The sequence below is a fragment of the Oceaniferula spumae genome (genome assembly GCF_042849255.1).
Classification (GTDB): Bacteria; Verrucomicrobiota; Verrucomicrobiia; order Verrucomicrobiales; family Akkermansiaceae; genus Oceaniferula; species Oceaniferula spumae.
Map to the genome: position 1 here is coordinate 3,847,293 of NZ_AP026866.1, position 19,375 is coordinate 3,866,667.

General features: G+C 52.8%; 14 protein-coding genes. 7 read left to right on the forward strand and 7 right to left on the reverse strand.

Translation table 11 applies throughout. The features are described 5' to 3' along the window. Positions 1-17: 17 nt before the first annotated feature. The gene (locus ACSPJT_RS16370; RefSeq protein ID WP_435893637.1) at positions 18-3,548 is read right to left on the reverse strand and encodes an ATP-binding cassette domain-containing protein; all 3,531 of its coding nucleotides are present in this window, start codon (positions 3,546-3,548) and stop codon (positions 18-20) included. 245 nt (positions 3,549-3,793) lie between these two features. Here ACSPJT_RS16370 and ftsH point away from each other — a divergent pair, with 245 nt between their 5' ends. Further along, the gene (ftsH, locus tag ACSPJT_RS16375; protein ID WP_435893638.1) at positions 3,794-6,187 is read left to right on the forward strand and encodes an ATP-dependent zinc metalloprotease FtsH; all 2,394 of its coding nucleotides are present in this window, start codon (positions 3,794-3,796) and stop codon (positions 6,185-6,187) included. A gap of 176 nt (positions 6,188-6,363) precedes the next feature. Beyond that, positions 6,364-7,752: a GumC family protein gene (locus tag ACSPJT_RS16380; protein ID WP_435893639.1), complete on the forward strand. Its 1,389-nt coding sequence runs from the start codon at positions 6,364-6,366 to the stop codon at positions 7,750-7,752. 51 nt (positions 7,753-7,803) lie between these two features. On the opposite strand, the gene ACSPJT_RS16385 is transcribed toward ACSPJT_RS16380, so the two are convergent. Together ACSPJT_RS16385 and ACSPJT_RS16390 are read right to left on the reverse strand one after the other, a co-directional pair. Beyond that, positions 7,804-8,217 (reverse strand): DUF3307 domain-containing protein, encoded by a 414-nt coding sequence (locus ACSPJT_RS16385; protein WP_435893640.1) that lies wholly within the window; start codon positions 8,215-8,217, stop codon positions 7,804-7,806. 68 nt (positions 8,218-8,285) lie between these two features. After that, positions 8,286-8,768, reverse strand: coding sequence for a Crp/Fnr family transcriptional regulator (locus tag ACSPJT_RS16390; RefSeq protein ID WP_435893641.1), 483 nt, complete (start codon positions 8,766-8,768; stop codon positions 8,286-8,288). Positions 8,769-9,147: 379 nt separating this feature from the next. On the opposite strand from ACSPJT_RS16390, the gene lexA reads away from it, so the two are divergent. Continuing rightward, a complete protein-coding gene (lexA, locus tag ACSPJT_RS16395) occupies positions 9,148-9,768 on the forward strand; it encodes a transcriptional repressor LexA (protein ID WP_435893642.1) in 621 nt (206 codons plus the stop codon). A gap of 107 nt (positions 9,769-9,875) precedes the next feature. On the opposite strand, the gene ACSPJT_RS16400 is transcribed toward lexA, so the two are convergent. Both ACSPJT_RS16400 and ACSPJT_RS16405 read right to left on the reverse strand, forming a co-directional pair. Beyond that, a complete protein-coding gene (locus ACSPJT_RS16400) occupies positions 9,876-11,696 on the reverse strand; it encodes a hypothetical protein (protein ID WP_435893643.1) in 1,821 nt (606 codons plus the stop codon). A 58-nt stretch (positions 11,697-11,754) separates the two neighbouring features. Further along, entirely contained in the window at positions 11,755-13,563 is a 1,809-nt protein-coding gene (locus ACSPJT_RS16405; RefSeq protein ID WP_435893644.1) for a hypothetical protein, read from the reverse strand. 273 nt (positions 13,564-13,836) lie between these two features. On the opposite strand from ACSPJT_RS16405, the gene thrS reads away from it, so the two are divergent. From thrS to ACSPJT_RS16425, 4 genes are all read left to right on the forward strand, one after another. Then, complete coding sequence (gene thrS / locus ACSPJT_RS16410; RefSeq protein ID WP_435896206.1) at positions 13,837-15,672, forward strand: threonine--tRNA ligase; 1,836 nt, start codon at positions 13,837-13,839, stop codon at positions 15,670-15,672. A gap of 212 nt (positions 15,673-15,884) precedes the next feature. Continuing rightward, positions 15,885-16,535 (forward strand): translation initiation factor IF-3, encoded by a 651-nt coding sequence (gene infC, locus ACSPJT_RS16415; RefSeq protein ID WP_435893645.1) that lies wholly within the window; start codon positions 15,885-15,887, stop codon positions 16,533-16,535. A 12-nt stretch (positions 16,536-16,547) separates the two neighbouring features. Next, complete coding sequence (locus tag ACSPJT_RS16420) at positions 16,548-16,820, forward strand: PLDc N-terminal domain-containing protein (RefSeq protein ID WP_435893646.1); 273 nt, start codon at positions 16,548-16,550, stop codon at positions 16,818-16,820. A 21-nt stretch (positions 16,821-16,841) separates the two neighbouring features. Next, the gene (locus ACSPJT_RS16425) at positions 16,842-17,510 is read left to right on the forward strand and encodes an HAD hydrolase-like protein (protein WP_435893647.1); all 669 of its coding nucleotides are present in this window, start codon (positions 16,842-16,844) and stop codon (positions 17,508-17,510) included. 128 nt (positions 17,511-17,638) lie between these two features. Here the strand turns inward: ACSPJT_RS16425 and ACSPJT_RS16430 are convergent, their stop codons facing one another. Beyond that, positions 17,639-18,352, reverse strand: coding sequence for a helix-turn-helix domain-containing protein (locus ACSPJT_RS16430; RefSeq protein ID WP_435893648.1), 714 nt, complete (start codon positions 18,350-18,352; stop codon positions 17,639-17,641). 171 nt (positions 18,353-18,523) lie between these two features. Next, entirely contained in the window at positions 18,524-19,318 is a 795-nt protein-coding gene (locus ACSPJT_RS16435) for a tRNA threonylcarbamoyladenosine dehydratase (protein ID WP_435893649.1), read from the reverse strand. Between the last annotated feature and the right edge of the window lie 57 nt (positions 19,319-19,375).

Consider the following 19,375-nt stretch of genomic DNA (forward strand, 5'->3'; position numbering starts at 1 on the left):
CAATGCATCTGTTTCCATCAGCGCGTCCTGTGATTCCTCACGTGGAGGAATAGCGTGGTCAGTAATAGGCAGAAGACGATACATCCACCGATGATCCAGCTGCACGCTTGGGTGGTTTTGGAGGTGAATCCGAACCAGTATTTCCACTCAGCGAGGAAGATGCTGCGTTTGAACTGCTGCCGGTAATCCACACGATCGATCTCAGATTTGCTAACTAACAGGTCGGTGCGGTTGTTGACGAAGAAGTCACGCACGGGCCGTGTTTCAATGCTCTCATCCTCAGGGTAGGGTGGGATTTCAAGCAGCTGATCCATCGTTTTATTCCGGCCGGCGTTAGATAGTTTCCAGCCTAATGATTTTGCGGATTCGGCATCCGTGGACTCTGCCGCCATGAGTCGGCGTAGCGACTCTTTGAGCACATTGAGCCGTTCGCTTTGCTTAGGAGTAAGCTCCTGAGTGAGGTCACCGGCGAGCCGTTTTTCGCCGACCTCCTTAAGTGGGTCAATGCTGCGTTGAACCTTGCGTCGCTCGTGTTCAAAGGGATTGTCAGTAGCTTGGCTGACGATCATACCCTCATAAGCGTAGCGCAAGGGCATGAAGCGGGCTGGGAATGGTTCGGCCCCAGCGGCACGGGCTTTGGCGGCACCTTGGAACATGCCGCGGTTCATTTCATCGAAGGATACCAGTGCGCCTGCTAACAATAGCTGGGGGACTAACAATAGTGGTACTGCACTCAGCGCAGCGCGTTCGGTGGTCACTAGAGATGAGACGACTAGTGCCATCGCTGTACCACAGAGAGCAGTCAGCGTCATCCACATCCAGTGGGTGGTGAACATGCCGTAGATGTCTAACATTTCATGCCCTATCCATGTGTAAATAGCACACTGCAGCGCCGCCACAATTGAGAGCGCGAGGAACTTGGCCCCGACGTAGAGGATGGTGCCGGTGCGACAGTTCCGCTCGCGCCTGAGCACAGGGAAATCTCGCAGGATTTCCGTGGCGCTGTTGGTCAGCCCCAGGAACATTCCGATGGTGACTGTGAGGAAGATGTAAACCGGAAGATGTAAACCGGAATGAAAAGAGTAGGGGCCCTCCGGTGATGCCCGCAGCGTGATGCCGATGAGTAGAGCAAGGAGCGGGGCTTCGAGTAGTATGCTGTAAATAGTGCCCTTGTTTCGGAATTTGGACAGCATGGTGCGATGGAAGTGGGTACGGAATAAACGTTCCCACTCAAAGATCCGCTGCCGCTTGCTTCGGGTCGGCACGGCCATGTGATCTTCACTTAACGGCACGCTACCCAGCTGACTCTGAGCCGGCAGGTCACCACGCGCTACGTCATCGACTAATTGGCTACCCTCGAATCGCTCTTGCCAGAATGTTGGGGGGAAACGGCGCACGCCTCCTCCTTCACGCCCAGCCATACCGTGCAACGGAGTCTCAAGAACATCGAAGACAAAATCGGCACCTCCTATCTGCTGCGCCTTCAAGCGTTTGGGGGTAAGAATATTGAACTCCTTACTCGCTTCGCTGAAATAGTTCCCCATGGCAGTGGGCGAGCCAAAAAACGCGACCCTCCCGCCTTTGTCTAACAAAAGAACTTTATCGAACAACCGCAACACCCGAGCGCCCGGCCGATGCAGCGAGGCGATGACGATGTTGTCGCGCGAGAGTGCGTGCAAGGTTTCCGCCACGTGTTCCGAATCCTTGGAGGAAAGTCCGGAGATCGGTTCATCGAATAGAAAAATTTCCGCCGGACTTCCAAGATCCAACCCCAGATTGAGTCGGCCTCGCTCCCCGCCGGAAATTGTCTTGTCTCCAGGCGATCCCACTCTTCTTCGTGCCAGTGGCTGTAGCGCAAGTTCCGCAAGAATGGAATCGACCCGTTTAGCATGCTCTGCATGTCCAAGGTGCGGTCGCCGGATCATTGAAGCATGTTTTAAGTGTTCTCGTACCGTGAGTTGAGGATTGAGGGCTTCCTCCTGCGGCATGCTGGCAATGAACGGCGCAAGTCGCGTGCGGTTGTGGTAGAGCGAGACGTTGTTGAGGCGCACGTAGCCTCGGCTCGGTTTAAGATGTCCGGCCAAGGTGGCTAACAGGGTGCTTTTACCACTGCCACTGGGTCCCATGATGCAGAGCATTTCTCCGCGCTTGACGGAAAATTCCACGTTATCGAGTACGGTATCCGTGCCGAATTTGTGATTCAGGCTTTCGACATTCAGTTCACGAATCACGGTGCGTTCTTCATCTAACAAGCTCTCACTGAATCGACAGCGCACCGCTTGGTTAGGGCTGAGTCTGATTAGGGAGCCGTCGACCAGTTTTCCTCTCGATCGGATCGGCTGTCCATTGACCATCACCACACGCTCGGCACTGATGATGTGGAGGTGGCCGGTGGCTGTTTGGGGATCGAATTTGATTTTCAGGACCACGCGTCGTGCCAGACCAGGGGAAAGCAGAACATCGCCTCGCTTCAGTGCAGCCGGGTCATTGGATACCAGACACTCCTGCCGACCTGCATCCATCCGGAAACGGCTGCCAGCCTCCATCGCCTGTTTACGAAGTCCCTCCAGACTGGCTTCGGTTCCGTTGGCCAGCAGAATATAATCCTGCGCCGGCAGGTCGTAAACGGTGCCAGGTTTCAGCAGTTCTCCCGTGCTGAGTTTCATCTCCGTTTCCACCAAGGCCTCGACTCTCACGTTGAGGCCAAAATCAAGGCGAATGGTGCTCTGCCGCGATCTCACCCGCTCGGCAGTGAGCTGATTGTCGCTCTCGTTGATGTAGAGTGTGCGCCGGTGACCGGTACGAGCAGAGTTGAGGAAAAATGAGATGTCTTCAGCCGCCAATGTCCAGTCTGGCAGTCCGATGCTCTGGTGTGGGCGAAGTCGTATACATTGGCCACCGGCCAGCGAGCTGCCGCTGATCCATACCGGCTCTTTCCCCGTGTTGCGGATCAAGATCAGATCTTTCGAACGGTAGGCGCAGAAAGAGAATTCACGACCCTGTGAGGGAAGTTGAACATCCGCGTCTTCACTGGTGCCAAAATGAACTTTGTCGAACGGCAGCGGTGCGCTCGCACGCTTGCCCTCCATTTCTTCGACGATTGCCGTTCCGATCTCCTCAGCATTCAGACTGCGCATCACCTTGGTGAAGGCCTCTTTTCCACGGTATGCAGAGCCTGAGGCGATCACCAAAAGGTGAAGTTGGAGGCCCAGTGAGACACAGTCGTCGGTATCGAGCTCGTTGCGGAGCGATTTGGCCACCCTTTCCGGCGGCTGGGGTGAGGCGAGCGCTCGATGCAGGCGGCGAGCCAGCCAGCCGTGGTCGGCCTCTGGAAATGCGTGGCGTAATAAATCCAGTGCCACTTCAGCCTCCGCCCGGTCCACTCGGTTGTCCAAGGCGGCAAATGAGGCGAAAACATCCACCAATCCCCCCGTATGGCGCATTCCTCCCGGGGCAGTGGGGGAAAACTGACGTAAAAAGGGTACATTCTCCAGCCAGCGAGAAATCAGCGGTTTTTTGCGCGGTGCTTGGTCTTCGGGTGCTGCCACGAGAACAGGTTGGTCAGGAATCGGCGGCAGCGCAAGCATCCTGCACGGGATAAACGAATTCGATATTCCCGCATCGGGGTGGGGGATGTGTGCAAAAAAGGATTTCCTTTTTCCAAAGCCGCGCTAGCTTCTCCCGCGCCGCACATTCATCCGCTCCCTTTAAATAGGGCATCGCGGGTCGTTACCGCACCCCAGCAGGCGCCGAACAGCCTCCATCATCAAGCAGATTTTCATCACTATTTTCTATGTCCAACCAACAACCACCAGAACCTCCACCAACGCCGCGCGGCTCAAAAGGCACCGATAAAGGTCAACCGACCGGAGGCGGCACGAACTGGCGTGTGATCATTCTCATGGGGATTGCCTTAGGCATTCTCGTTCTCGCTTGGCAGTCCAGCGGCTTTGGCAAACCCAAGCGCCTGAGCTTCTCCGAGTTCCGCGATTACGTTGATGCGGGAAAAATCATCGTCAAACAAGACTTGCCGAAACGTGGCGAAGTGCTGCCGGACGTGCGCCATAAACTTAAGAAATCCGGTGAGTCATCCGTCGTTTTCACCATCTCCGGTTTCTACTACAAGGACGACCCATGGAATGCGGATAAGGAAAAAGCTGAAAAACGCGCCTTCCTGATCCCAATCAACACTCAGCTGAACAAAGAGCAGCTGGACTCGATCCAGGCACGCCACCCGATTCCACTGCGCATTGTCAAAGATCTCCCCGATGAAACCGATGGCGAGCAGCTGACACTTTCCGATCTGCGCCGCATGTTGGCCCGCGATGAAGTGATTACCAATGATCCGGATAATGCTTTTGAAATCGTCTCCCGTGACGGATCCAATGATAAATACATCGTTGGACAGCGTTATGTCTTCCCAGTCGTTAACAAGACCGTCGAACAAGCCGACTTGGTGCCATTTGAAATCGACATCAACACCGAGGAGCTTTCCGAATACGAGGCCACCTTCGTGAATAACCTCACCCCGTTTCAGCCTGATTCCGGCATGATGCGCTTCATGCTCGTGCAGATGCTGCCGATCATGCTCATCGTTCTGGTGATCTTCTTCCTGTTCCGCCACCAGATGAAATCCGCCGGTCGCGGCGCGATGAGTTTTGGTAAGAGCAAGGCCCGCCTTCTCACGATGGATCGCAACCGCGTCACATTCAAAGACGTGGCCGGAATCCAAGAGGCCAAAGAGGAACTCGTAGAGGTAGTCGACTACCTGCGTGATCCTAAGAAATTCCAGCGCCTTGGTGGTAACCTGCCGAAAGGCCTGCTCATGGTAGGCCCTCCGGGCACCGGTAAAACTCTTCTCGCCCGCGCCATCGCTGGTGAGGCTGACGTGCCGTTCTTCTCGATCTCCGGCTCCGACTTCGTCGAAATGTTTGTCGGTGTCGGTGCCAGCCGTGTGCGCGACATGTTCGAGCAAGGAAAGAAAAACTCACCCTGTCTGATCTTTATCGATGAGATCGACGCCGTTGGTCGTCACCGTGGCCATGGCATGGGAGGTGGTCATGACGAGCGTGAGCAAACACTGAATGCGCTTCTCGTGGAAATGGACGGCTTTGATACCCGCACCGGTGTCATCATCATTGCCGCTACTAACAGACCTGACGTTCTTGACCCCGCATTGCTTCGTCCAGGTCGCTTCGACCGCCAGGTCAGCGTTGGCCTTCCAGATGTGAACGGTCGCCAGGAAATCCTCGCCGTGCACTGCAAGAAAATCAAAATGGAGCCAGATACGGACCTCAACGTCATCGCCCGAGGCACTCCCGGATTCTCCGGTGCTGAGCTGGCAAACCTGATCAACGAAGCCGCTCTTCTTGCCGCTCGCAAGAATCTCGAAGCAGTGACTCTCGTTGAAATGGAGGAAGCACGCGACAAGGTCCGCTGGGGACGCGAACGCCGTAGCCTCGCACTCAGCGAGAAGGAAAAGGAAAACACTGCCTACCACGAAGCAGGCCACGCGATCCTTAACGTCTTGTTAGATCACACCGATCCACTTCATAAAGTCACCATCATCCCACGTGGTCCTTCTCTAGGTTCCACCATGTTCCTTCCTGAAGAGGACAAGTTTACCTACCGCCAGAAGGAGCTCGTTGCTCAGCTGGTCGTAGCCATGGGTGGCCGCGTAGCGGAGGAGATCACCTTCGGTAACGTCACCAACGGTGCCGTCGGAGACATCCGCATGGCCACGAACATCGCCCGTAAAATGGTCTGTGAGTGGGGCATGAGCGCCGATCTTGGAATGGTCGAGTATGGCGAGGAAAGAGGAGAGGTCTTCGTTGCCCGCGACGTAGGGTCGTCCCGTGGTTACTCCGAAGTCACCGCTCGCAAGATCGACGAGGAAATCAAAAAACTCATCGATGACGCATACGCCAAAGCCAAGCAAATGCTCACCGAGCACAATGATGCCCTGATCAATCTCTCCAAAGCCTTGCTCGAATACGAAACTCTCGATGCCGAGCAGGTCATGGAAATCATCGAACATGGCGAGATGAAAAATCCGCCGACACCACCATCGAATAACACCATCCCTGGTAACCAGAGTGACGAAGGAGTCAGAAAGAAATCTGTAGCCGACTCGCCATCAAGCGATGATGATCCACTCGCTGGCGAAGCCGTAGGCGCGCCTGCTTAAGGAATCTGGAATCCAGCCCCATCGGGGTAACAAAAAACTCAGCCCAGGGTAAGCTCACCGAGCGCCGCCCTAGGTTTTTTTTGTGAGTACGTCTTATGGAGTCATAAAAGAACGGTTGAAGGTCACTGCTGTGCTCTTTCCTTGAACAATAACCTAAACCGTGTGTCATACAGCACATGGTTCATGCATCAGCCACGGAAGCCCCTCCCGTTCATTCTCCACAGAAACCAGCCCGTGCCCCCGGTCGTTTCCGTCCTGGGAAAATTCTAGCTCGCTGGTGGTGGCTGGTGGTTATCGTCATGGTTGTGGTGATCGGCTGTGCCTACAAACTGCCCGACTGGTTCAAGATGCGCGGCCCGCTTTATGAGTCCACCGCGCTGCTAGAGGTGAAACCGATCCCCGAATTCGACAGCTCTACGACAACTGGCAGCGCCCCCATCTCAAGCGGACCATCAACCCACGCTGTTAGCACAAGCCACTTTATGTCGACCCAAGAAGAGATAGTAAAGGCCCAGGCGACCCTTGAACTGGCCTTGAAAAAAATGGACTTGTTGAATCGATTAGGCGGTAACCAAATCGTTGCCATCGATCGAATCAGAACATCTTTGCGAGTCAGTCAGAAATACGGAACCGATCTGTTGGAAATAACCTTCCGGGACGAAGATCCTTTGCTAGCTCAAGATGCCGTGACTGCCATTTTCGAAAGTTACAACGAGCGCCGCACCGAACTGGAAATGCAACTACGTGACGACCGGATCAAGGCTCTGAGAGTTCAGTTAGGAGACAAGCATGACCGCGTTGCAGAGCTCCGCCAAAGACTGATGAGAATGGCCGAAAATGAAGGCATTGTTTGGCAGGAAACGGATGAAGCTTCATCAGTTAAGAAGAATGTGCCGAAATCGAATGAAATGAATGAGAAACTTCTCTACGAAGCTCAGAGGGAAAAAGAGCAGATTCAATATCACCTCAAGCGACTAACAGATCTTGATGTCGAAGAACTCATCCGAATCTCCTCCGCGATTCCTGGTATTGGATTTGCCGAGCACTATAAGAAATACACGGAAGCCCAGGATGAATTAGAGGCTAAGAAAGCTACGGGTCTAGCCGACAATCATCCGGACATTCAGCAAAAAACCAAAGTCCTTGAGGATATGAGGGCTAGCTTAGCGAAGCGGGCCGCCAACGTGAAGAAGGCTTTGGATTTCAAATTAGAGAGCATCAATCACCGTATCGAAAAACTCAATGACTCGCTCAATCAGCAACAAGAAGTCGACTCGACGCGTTCACGGTCTCTCCAAGAATTCAATATCGCGCGAAAAGAGTATCAATCGGCTCTTAACATCAAAGATCAACTTGAGGTGAAATACGACATCGAAAAAGCCAAGTTAGTCATGCCTCCGATCAATCACGTGATCCACGAACGTCCTACTCGGCCCTCAGTCCCTGTCACCAAAGGTCGCGATTTCTACACCACACTATTCACTCTGATCTCCGTCCCGTTCGCCGCTGTCGGAGCCATCATCCTGATCTACTTGGCCGAAGCTGTCTTTCCCCGACGCGCATAAAACTTGCTGAAGCACTGCAGTCTACGAGGAGAAGAGAGATTTATTAGCTAACTATATCCAACTCACGCCAAGATAAATGATCATCGCGTAGATGAGCTTACAGACATAGTGCAGAAGCTGGTCGGTATTGAATCCGGTCCAGCCCTCGCATTTCACGTAGTCGATCACCCAGTGCAGCACCAGCTCGATCATGCCTAACACCGCCGATCCGGTAATCAGCCAGACCGCTCCTGCGTGGATTAAAGAATGGGCTGTTAGGGCATGAATCCAAACTCCTGCAGGGGGAGTTTTGGCAAAGTATCCGGTGATGTCACCATGGCGATTTTTCGCATCGGCCAGAAACGGACCTTGCAAGGGGAAATCTGCCAGTGCGTGTCCTATCGCCAAGGCCAAAAACATAAAGAACACCCCCTGCACGCTCTGAGGATCTCCGGTGGAAAAGGCGATGATGGATAGCTCAGTCACGTCGAGGGTGGTTGGGAAATTGGCCAGTAAGGTTGATGTGTTAGAAAGGAGGCGGTGAGAATCGGAGATTAATCCCAGAAACTCTGGTAGGCGGCTTCTGCTTCCACGCTTACCAATTTATCATTCATATGGCGGATGCGTCGGCTCATCTCCGCAACCATCGCGGTGAGTAACAAGTTTCCAGCCTCCGGATATTCAGTCATGAATCCTTCCACATCCTCACGGGTCGCTTTCCAGACTTGGCTGAACGATTTGGCGGTCACTGAAGCGCTTGCTGTGCCGGGATCAAAGATGTTGATCTCGCCCAAGCTTTCACCAGGCGTTACGCGAGCAATGAGAGTGCGTTTGTTATCTTTATCGGTGTGCACATGCAGAATGCCGGAGATCACGAAATATAGCGCATCCTGTTCCTGCCCTTCTTGGATCAAAAGCTGGTCTTCCTGCACGGGCAGAAATTCGCCATAGCCACTGAGTAAAAGGCGATCGTCTTCTTCGAGGCCGGCGACTAGCCCCATGGCCGGGATTTGGGGGGAATTGAATTCTGTGCTCATATGATGGAATGTTGACGGTTGATGTTGTGACATATTCACGCAGCCTGACAGGGGAGGGAAAGCAAAATCTCACCACATAGATGAAAGCTCGTTCTGGCAGGGGAATGAAGAACCGCAAAATACGCGAACTACGCTAATAGACGCCGAGCTCATTTGATTTTAAATCTAACATTTTATGTCGGAGCGCGAACATCAATTTATCATGCATGAAAAATTTCGCGTAATTAGCGTATTTCGCGGTTAAAAAAACAAAACCCATTCTCACAATACAATTTACCCTTGCCCCACCACCCTCTTATGGTAATGTTCCAGAGAACACTGTTCATTTGGCGATTCAAATCGTCCATCTATCCAATTCTCAAACCAACCATTCAACATCATGTCCAGCAACGTCCAACTCACCAAACGCCAGCAAGAGGTTCTCGATTATCTCAAGGAAACCCACCGCAATGAGGGCTTCATGCCTTCTACGCGTGATATCCAGCGTCACTTTGACTTTGCCAGCCAGACCGCCGCGATGTCCCACCTGCGCGCGCTCGAGCGCAAGGGCGTCATTGTGCGCAAGGCGAACAAAGCCTGCGGCATCGGGTTCCCCGAGGAAATGGAACGCGAGGAAATCGTCGACATCCCCATCTACGGCAGCATCGCAGCCGGTATGGCACAGGATGTTGATTCGGAGAAAGAAGGCTGCTTATCGATCGATATCAGCTCGCTCGGCCTGCGCGGTAACGCCCGCACCTTCGCTCTCAAAGTCCGTGGCGATTCAATGATCGACGCCCACATCTGCGATGGAGACACTGTCGTGTTAGAATTCCGCGAGCCTCGCAAGGGGGATATCGTAGCTGCTCTTATCGATGGTGAAACCACCCTCAAGCGGTACGTCATCGAAAACGGCAAACCCTACCTCCACGCCGAAAACGAAGACTACCCAGACCTCATCCCAGCGAGGGAACTGATCATCCAAGGGGTGTTAGTGGCCCTGCTAAGACAAGCGGCGTAAACCGCAAAGTAGGACAGCTTTGCAAGCTGTCGACAACCCAAGTGAACCCATCGTACTTGGGATGATTAATCCATGGGTTGCCGACAAGTTACAAACTTGTCCTACCTTCACTCAGCCAGCGGCTTGTAGCGCTCACGATAAAAACTCCCGTCCGGACGAATCACATCTGCATTTAGAATGAGTAGGTGAATTTTTGTGGCGCTGTTAGGGTGGCCGAGGTCGATGATGGCAGGTTTGCCATCGGGAATGGTCATGGAGCTGTCGACAGCGATGGTTAGATTCTCGTCTCCCAGTGGTTGACTGTGGACGGAGAAGCGCAGGTCGATTTTGTCACCGCCTTCAGAAATCGTCGGTTCGGTTTCAAATTCGTATTTGCTAGAATCGATAACCTCGCCGGTTTTGGGATCCTTGGAGGATGTTCTTTTGGTTTCCATGCCGAAGATTCCTTTTTCTCCGCTGCGGCAGGTGGCTGAGTATTTGGCGAGATGCTTGATCTGGTGTTGTGCGATTATTTCCATCGTCCAATCAGGTAAGGTCAAATCATTGACATCAATTTCGACGATACTGGCATTGATCCGTACCATGCGGGGTGATCTGTTGATGATCTCAAGAAGTGCGCCCGCACGTGATGGCATACTCACGGTGCCATGGATAATCAGTCGGGAGGCGGTTTTGTTATAATACACCCATTCGTTTTTATGAACGACCAGTCCCAAGCGCTGGCAGTGGGGTGTGATGTCGAAGATGCTGTCACCCGGTTGCATGTGTTTGCTAGGTTTGAAATTTTTGACCCGGAGGGCAGCTGGAACCGGGCGATACGTATTTTTATCGGTGAAAGGATCGTCTGCTTCATCGCCGGAGGAGCTGGCTATTATTTGAAGTTCGTCCATGAATCCCGAGGCACAGCGGAAGGTGAAGTTTTTGTAGGTGCTCTTAACGGTGGACTTTGGCTCCGTCTTTTCTTCTGGATTCATCGCGTAGATGCCGTCGATTTTCTTCAGCTTGATACGTTTACTGTGATGGAATTCTTGATGATGAAACAGATTTGGGAATTCTCCGGACTCAATCATCAAGAGGTAATTTCGCCGGTCATCTCCATGCGTTCCACAGTCTAGAATAAACGGGTTGCCAACTTCCTGCGTGAAAGATGTTCTCTGACTAATATTAGGGGCATTGGGGCTATTCCATGCCAAATTGATTTCTAGTCGAAGGTCTGTGAGTTTGCCGTTTTCTGCGAGGACGGGTTCGAGAGCGAAATCGATGTATTTCGACTGGTTGTTGTCCTTGATGGTGACAACCGACCTTTCCCCGCTTCGGGTGACCGTTCCGTAGCGGGCATGGATGCGCGGGGATAAGTTCAAGAGTCGGTCTCGAGTCCATGCGTCATTTCCCAGCCCTTGGTTAGGCACGGAGACTAGGGTTAATCGGTTGCGGAAGTTGAATGGCCCACATGAATGGCATGCCATCAGGATGCTTTCAACGATGTCGGCATTTCCTCGGTCGAGGCAGTAGTAGAGGTGGTAGTCGCCACCCAAGCCACCGGAAACAAGGATCCATTGTTTCTCTCCGACACTGACACCCTGTTTGTTGAGGAGTTTGGAAATATCTCGATACACAGGGCCGGTTGGTAAACAGCGCGGAAGTTGTGCCTGCGGGACGATTGGCCCTGACTCGGACCGTCGAAGTGGTTCGTGATCCGCACCGCCACCACCGAACGGGTCATCATCCTGCCGATTGTCACGAGCTGGATCGAGTTGGATGAAAAAATCGGGCGGTAACTTGATGGATCCAAAACGATACCTGAAATCGTCATCAGGAGCTTTGACTTCTTCTTTGGAGGGGGCCGTTTTTTTTGTTGTGTCCTCCGCCATGGCAGACGGAAGAAGCCCCAGAAACAGAGCGGATAAACTGAGCAGAGGGATCCTCATGGTGTGGTACGCTATCACATATCCATTCTGCGTGTAAATTGCGCAAAGTCGTCCGACGTTACTCCACCGGCTGAAAGCGGTCTCGGTAGAAGCTGCCGTCTGGCGTGATCACATCCGCAGTGAGGATGAGCAGGTGAGTGCGAGTCGCGCTGTTAGGGTGGCCTAGTTCGATGATAGCTGGTTTGCCATCGGGGATGGCTAAGGCTGAGATCACAGTGATAGCTCGTTTGCTATCACCAAGAGGAGGTGTAAAGATGCTGAATCTCATTTCAATCGATTTTGAGTCTTCTGTCAGTGTTGGCTCAGTTTCGAATTCATAATCGTCGATTTCCTTGGTTTGACCTGTCTCTGGGTCTTTGACCGTTGTTCTGCTCGTGATGGTGCCACAAGTGCCCTTCTCTCCACTTCGGACGGGGATGCTATATTTTGCCAGGGTTTTTGGATTGGCAGCGCTTACAGCTTTAAGGCTCCAGTTAGGCATGCTTAAACCTTCACGATCCACCTCGACAATATGCGCCTGGATTTTCATCATTCTGGGTGTGGGCGAGAGCATTCTTGCATACCGAAGAATCCCAGTGTGGAGCTTTGGCACACCATGGATAATGAGCTGATTTTTAGTAAGGTTGTAATAGACCCACTCGTCTCGAAACAGTGGTATACCGAGATGCTTCAAATGCGGAGTAATGTCATAAACAACGTCCTTCGTGCTGTAGTGCTTTGTGTCTTTTAAATTCGTCAATCGAACTGGAGGCAATGGAATTTTGCGTTTTTTGGGGTCGTTGTTTCCAAAGGGGGCATCTCCGTCGGCCTTTCCGTGGTGTTCTACTTTTTGTCGCAGATCTTGAAGGAAGCGAATATTGGCACGGTAGGCATGGGTGACAAATGGTGTGTCAGCCTTTTGAGGTGGAGTAATTTTGGTAGGCATCGCGTAGATGCCATCGATTTTCTTCAAACTAACCAGTGGGTGTAAGCGATTATGGCTGTCTTGATTTGCCATTCTGGACTGGAGTATCAAAAAGTAATTTCTGTGAGGTGTTCCGTGTAAACCGCAATCCAAGACAAACGGATGTCCGATATTCATAGTTATGGCAGTTGCCAAGCTGACTTGAGTTGGTGGGGTCATGAGTTTGTTGGAAAACGCAACCCGGTAATCTAACAGCTGGTAATTTTCGCCTATGGTTGGTTCAGTTTCATAGTAGGCGATTTGTTGTTTTGCTTCAGCGAATCGAGTATTAGATTTTTCGCCGCTGCGGCCTTGGACTCCGTATCGTGCGTGGATCACGGGGGATAGTTGATTCAGCTTATCTAAGGTCCATGCAGTATCTTGAAATACTTGGTTCTCTACAGAAACCAGAGTGGCGAGTTGGTTGACCGAATGTGGTGCGTGTCGACAACCTCCTAAAAAAATCTGCTGAATGATGTCAGCGTTCCCAAGCGTCGTGCAAAAATGGACGCGTGAAAAACCTTCGTGATCGGTAGCAAGCAGTATCCACTCATTACCCTTGAGGGCTACTCCGTTATCGATGACTAATTTTGAGAGGCTACGGTAGTCATTTCCTAGAGGAAGGCACTTTGGCAAGCTGGCTCTGGGGATTATGGGAAAAGTCTTATTAAGTAGCCTATCTCTGGCAGCTTTTATTTTTGGATCGTGGGGGACGAATGGGTCTTGTTCTGGAATATCTTCGATTGCCGATAGTTTGAGGTGAGTATCAGATGGAACCCTCATCGATGTATAAACATAGGGTCCTTCCACAATGGGATCATAGCCCTCCTGCCATGCCCGATCCGGCTCTTTCTCCTCGGCCGTCGCATTGGTGCAGAACGTAAGTAAAAAGCCAAATGCGGCTAGCGGATATGCCCTGATCATGTCTGCAGGCTATCACATATCCATTCTGCGTGTAAATTGCGCAAAGTAGGACAAGTTTGCAACTTGTCGGCTAGCCAAGGAATTATCATCCCCCAACACGATGGCTCACCGAGTTTGGCGACAACTTGCAAAGTCGTCCTACCTTGACATCAGTGGCTGTAAAAGCTTGCAAATCCGCGCCAGTAGTGGCTTTTTTCCCGCGACATGCCTGACGCCAACGAAGCCGCTAACGAGCCAGCCAAAGAACGTAAAACACTCGAGCAACGCCACCAGATGACCGATCTGGAGCGTCTGCGCCACTCATGTGCGCACGTGCTGGCGACCGCTGTACTGCGGATCTGGCCCGATGCCCAGTTGGCCGGTGGACCTCCGGTGGAGAGTGGTTTCTACTACGACATCGAGTTGCCGCATTCCATCACTCCGGATGACTTCGAAAAAATCGAGGCGGAGATGAAGAAGGTGGTTAAGGCGAATGAGACCTTTGAAAAGATGGTGGTCACTCGTGACGAGGCTCTGGCACTGGCACAGAGCGGTCGGCTCGGTGGTCTATCCGAGCGCGATGCTGTTAGCCAATTTAAGATCGATCTGCTCAATGACATTCCCGAGGGCGAGGAAATTTCCATTTTCAAAAATGGCGACTTCTGGGACCTCTGCGCCGGACCGCACGTTGGCCGTACTGGTAACTGCAAGGCGTTCAAAGTCATGAGCGTGGCCTCAGCTTTCTACAAAGGAGACAACACCCGCCCACAACTTCAGCGCATCTACGGAACTTGTTTCAAAAACAAAACCATGCTCGATGAGCACTTGGAAAAACTTGAGGAAGCGAAGAAGCGCGACCACCGTAGACTCGGCAAAGAGCTCGGCATTTTCCACATCGATGAAGCCGTCGGCCAGGGACTGATTCTCTGGAAGCCGAAGGGTGCTCTGATGCGCCGTGCGTTGCAGGATTTCATCACCGGTGAACTCGATAAGCAGGGCTACTCGCAGGTGTTCACGCCACACATCGGCAAGCTCGATCTCTACCGCACCAGCGGCCACTTTCCTTATTACCAAGAGAGCCAGTATCCGGCGATCGCCGAGCGCGATGCTCTGGAAAAACTCTCCGACGAAGGGGCGACTTGTGCCTCGCTGCTCAACGGACTCGAGACCGGCACTGTCGAGGGCTACATGCTCAAGCCGATGAACTGCCCGCATCACATCAAGATTTTCGCCAGCGATCATCACAGCTACCGTGACCTGCCTGTTAGGCTTGCCGAATTTGGCACCGTCTATCGCTGGGAGCAGTCCGGCGAGCTTGGTGGTATGACTCGTGTGCGCGGATTTACTCAAGATGACGCCCACCTTTTCTGCACACCGGATCAGGTGGCGGAGGAAGTGCAGAGCTGTCTCGCCTTGGTGAAGAAAGTGCTGAAAACGCTCGGCATGAATGATTACCGCGTGCGTCTTTCCCTGCGCGATCCGGACTCCGATAAATACGTTGGTGATCCTGCGAACTGGGACAAGGCCGAGGATGCGCTGCGTCAGGCGGTGCAGACACTTGGCGTCGATTACACCGAGGAAGAAGGTGAAGCCGCATTCTACGGACCGAAGATCGACTTCGTCGTAAAAGACGTGATCGGCCGCGACTGGCAGCTGGGCACCGTGCAGGTGGACTACAATCTGCCTGAGCGATTCGATCTTTCCTACGTCGGCTCAGATAACAAACCGCACCGTCCGGTGATGATCCACCGCGCGCCGTTTGGATCGCTGGAGCGCTTCGCCGGTCTGTTGATCGAGCACTTCGAAGGCAAGTTCCCTACCTGGCTCTCGCCGGAGCAAGTGCGCGTGCTGCCGATTTCTGAGAAGTTCAATGATGCGGCCGATGAGGCTGTGAAGGCGCTGACAGACATTGGTGTGCGCGTCTCTGCCGACCGGAATGCGGACAAAGTGGGGGCTAAGATTCGACTTGCCAGACTTGACCGTGTGCCGTATATGCTAGTCATCGGAGCACGGGAAGCGGAAAGCGGAACCGTCTCTGTCAGACACCGCGAGAGAGATGATCTCGGTGCCATGCCTATCAATGAATTTGTTCAAACCATCCAACAGGAAATTGCCGACCGTGCTTTGTGAGTCGGCACCGTGCCGCCACTTTGCCGGGTGCGGACTGTTGACTGCCCGCATTATGCATGGAGCGTGAGATGGCATATTATATCTTTTCATACGTCATTGCGACGTATGCATCGCTGACCCCAGATGTCAGCTAGGCACACCACTTTCCCCAAACAACCAAGGAGAATACCATAGCAAAACCGAAGAAAAAACCAAACCGTAGCCGCCGTGACATGACACGTGTCAATGAGCGCATCCGTGCGCCCAAAGTGCGAGTCGTGTATGAAGACCAACAGCTCGGCGTGATGAGTTCGCGTGTGGCCGTTGAAAAAGCCAAGTCAGTAGGCTTGGATCTCGTCGAAGTGGCACCTAACGCCAGTCCTCCGGTCTGCCGCGTCTGCGACTACGGGAAATACAAATACGAGCAGGCGAAGCTTAAGAAAAAAGCGCCCAAACCTGCGAACCGTATTAAGGAGATCAAACTCCGCGTTGGCACCGACACCCACGATTACAACATCAAGTTGGCTCGTGCTGAACAATTCCTCGACCAAGGCAGCAAGGTGCGTGTGCGTCTTCAGTTCCGTGGCCGTGAAAATGCTCACCGTGAAATTGGTTTTGATGTGCTCAATAAAGTTGCAACGGATCTCAAAGCGATGGCCCATGTCGATCAGGCACCACGCCTAGCAGGCCGCGCCGTGAACATGATGCTTTCACCGCTACCTAAAGAGCAACGTAAGCGCCACTTCTATCTCAGCCACGGTAACCTCGTCGATCCTGACGACGAAGGTGATGAGGATGTAGAATTTGATGACGACGATCACCACGAGGAAAATTCCAAAGCCGAAGCCAAGCCGAAAAAGGCTGACTCCGACGAGGAAGAATAAACCGTCTGTGCAATGATGAATGTCATCGATCTCTTGGCAGCCTCAAACTCGCCATCCAATGGCGGGTTGGTGGTGGCGCCGATATTATTAATCCTGGTGTTACTATTCGGTCTTGCCGTTTTGGCATTCTGGATTTGGACGCTCGTGGATTGTGTCAAAAACGAACCCTCCGAAGGCAACGACAAGGTCGTCTGGATTCTTGTGATTGTCCTCGCTGGTTGGATCGGCTCGCTGATCTATCTTCTGGCTCGTCGCCCTGCTCGCAAACGCGAACTGGGGCGTTAGCCTCGCTCCCGACTCCCGAACATGCGTCTGCTCCTGTTTGATATCGATTGTACCCTGATCGATACAGGAGGGGCGGGCATGCTTTCGCTGAAGCAGACCGCGACTGATCTTTATGGGGCCGAAGGCCCTGAGCTGGATCTCGCCGGTAGCACGGATTCTGGTATCCTCATGGGTATGGCGGAGCATTTTGGCCGCGATATTTGCCATGCCGATTTTTACCAGGCCTATCTGAAACGCTTGATACCTAACTTGGCTGGATTCAACGGTCGCGTGCTGCCTGGTGTGATCGAACTTCTCGATCAACTGCAAGGTCTTGAAAAAGAAGGGAACGTCACTCTTGGGTTACTCACGGGGAATATAGCCGGTGGCGCAGCTGCGAAGCTGGATCACTTCAGCTTGAGTTCGTATTTTAAATTCGGTGCTTATGGTGATGACCACCATGATCGAAACCAGTTAGGTCCAGTGGCTCTGCAACGTGCCAGCCAGCATGTGGGCAAAGATTTTTCTGCAGAGCATACAATCGTGATCGGCGATACCCCCAAAGACATCGCATGTGGTAAAGCCATAGGAGCTAAAACACTCGCCGTGGCAACGGGGAGCTTTACCGTAGAGCAGCTCGAAGATCACGGCGCAGATGTGACAGTCAGCGATCTAACATCTGACAACCTGATGCGGGTTTTGTTAGATTGAGTTGTACGGCAGTAGCGAAATATAGCTGTTTCAACTATAGCGTCGAAGTTCCGTCACGGAGACTCCATTTCAGGGCGGTCTTTGAGTCTTGCTTAGCGATTCACGCCAAGCTGCGATCTTAGGAGCAATTACTCCTCTTCCTCATCAATCACCATTGCCTTTGGTGGCGGGCCAGTGCGAGGTTTAGGCACGACTGGTTCAACAGGTTCCACAGGAACGGCTGGCAATACAGGAACTGCTTTGGGAGGCTCCTCGGCTGGCTCGTTTTTGGCAACTACAGGCTCGGTGGCCTTCGGTTCTTCGGTAGACTTTTCCTTGTCCTTGATGACAGCTTGCTCTGTTTCGTCGACATCATCGCCATCGCTTGCAGCCCCGGTGAACATGGGCTCGTATTTGTTGTAGGCGTAGATACCACCTACGATGAGTAAGGCTGTGACCATAAACACAGTAGCGGTCTGCAGAATGGAGCTGCCTCCTCCGCTGACTTTATCTTCGCGCCGCGTTGAGCTATGGCTGCGTTTTGCGCGAACAGGCTCGGGATCATTGTCGCCGATGTGCTCGTTGTGATGTTTGAGATATTCGTGATCATTCACGTTGGAGAGCACGTCACCTGTCTCAAATGCCTCCACCCACTCGTGGGCATCGACTTGCAAATAATCGCTGTACTGAGAGAGGAAACTACGTGCGTAAGTAGGGCTGGGAAAGACCGAGTAGTCGCTTTCCTCGAGAGCATTCAGAGTAGCCAGCGGAATACGCGTGGTATGGGCGACGTCACGGATATCGAGGCCCTTGCTCTCGCGGGCCTTGCGTAACTGTTCGCCGATGTCTGTCCATTCACTCATGGGGTGGGGTTCTCTTGTAAGGGATTGAGTCTGTGTCTCTCTGCGGGCGGAACATAAGCGCATTTTTCCGTCACCTCAAGCATGGATACGCGATGAGAACGTTGAATCTTATTCACATTGAATGATTATCTCCATAGCGGGGTTGACGCTGTATGGGGGCATGGAACCCGCTTATCGGGCGCCAGCTGAGAGCACGGAGAGACAGCGGGAAACAGCGAAAAAGCCGATGGTCGCTGTCATGTGCGTGCTACTGCCGAAGCCTGAGGTGCAGTCGATACGGTTGCTTGCACCATCTTGAGATTTAGGCCTCTGTTCGGAAACCTCACCATCGCACTGCTGGTAAACCGGACGCTCGGATGAAAAAATACAGTCGATACCGAAGAGTTTCAGTTTGCGTTTGATCGTCGGATCCGGACCGGCAGGGTAGCCGTATTTTTTCCTTAGATTAGTTCGCACATGGTTCATCAGCGAGTCGTTATGACAGCGTGCGATATCGTCGGTTTTAATCAGCGAGGGATCACGCAATCCTCCTGCACCTCCACAGCTGATGACGGGGATACCACGTTTGTGGCAGCCGTCTAACAGGAGGGCTTTGGATTGCACCTGGTCGATGGCGTCGATCACGAAGTCGAAACCTTGGTCGAGAACTTCATCCGCATTGCGCTTGCTGAAAAAAGCCTCAAGGCAAACCACCTCGCATTCGGGGTGAATGGCATTGATGCGGCTCGCCATGGCGGCGGTTTTTTGTCGGCCAATTTCCCCGTCCATGGCATGCAGCTGACGGTTGATATTGGTGATGCAAATTTCGTCGAGATCGATCATGGTGATTTTTCCAATCCCCGATCGAGCCAGCGCCTCCACGGCCCATGATCCGACACCGCCGATGCCAACCACACAGACATGTGCACGGTGGAATTTCTCCATCGCCGACTTGCCGTAAAGACGTTCTATTCCTCCGAAGCGCATAATGTGACTGTGCGGAGGTCTTAGCCGAGGAGCCTCACCGAGTGAAATGATAAAATC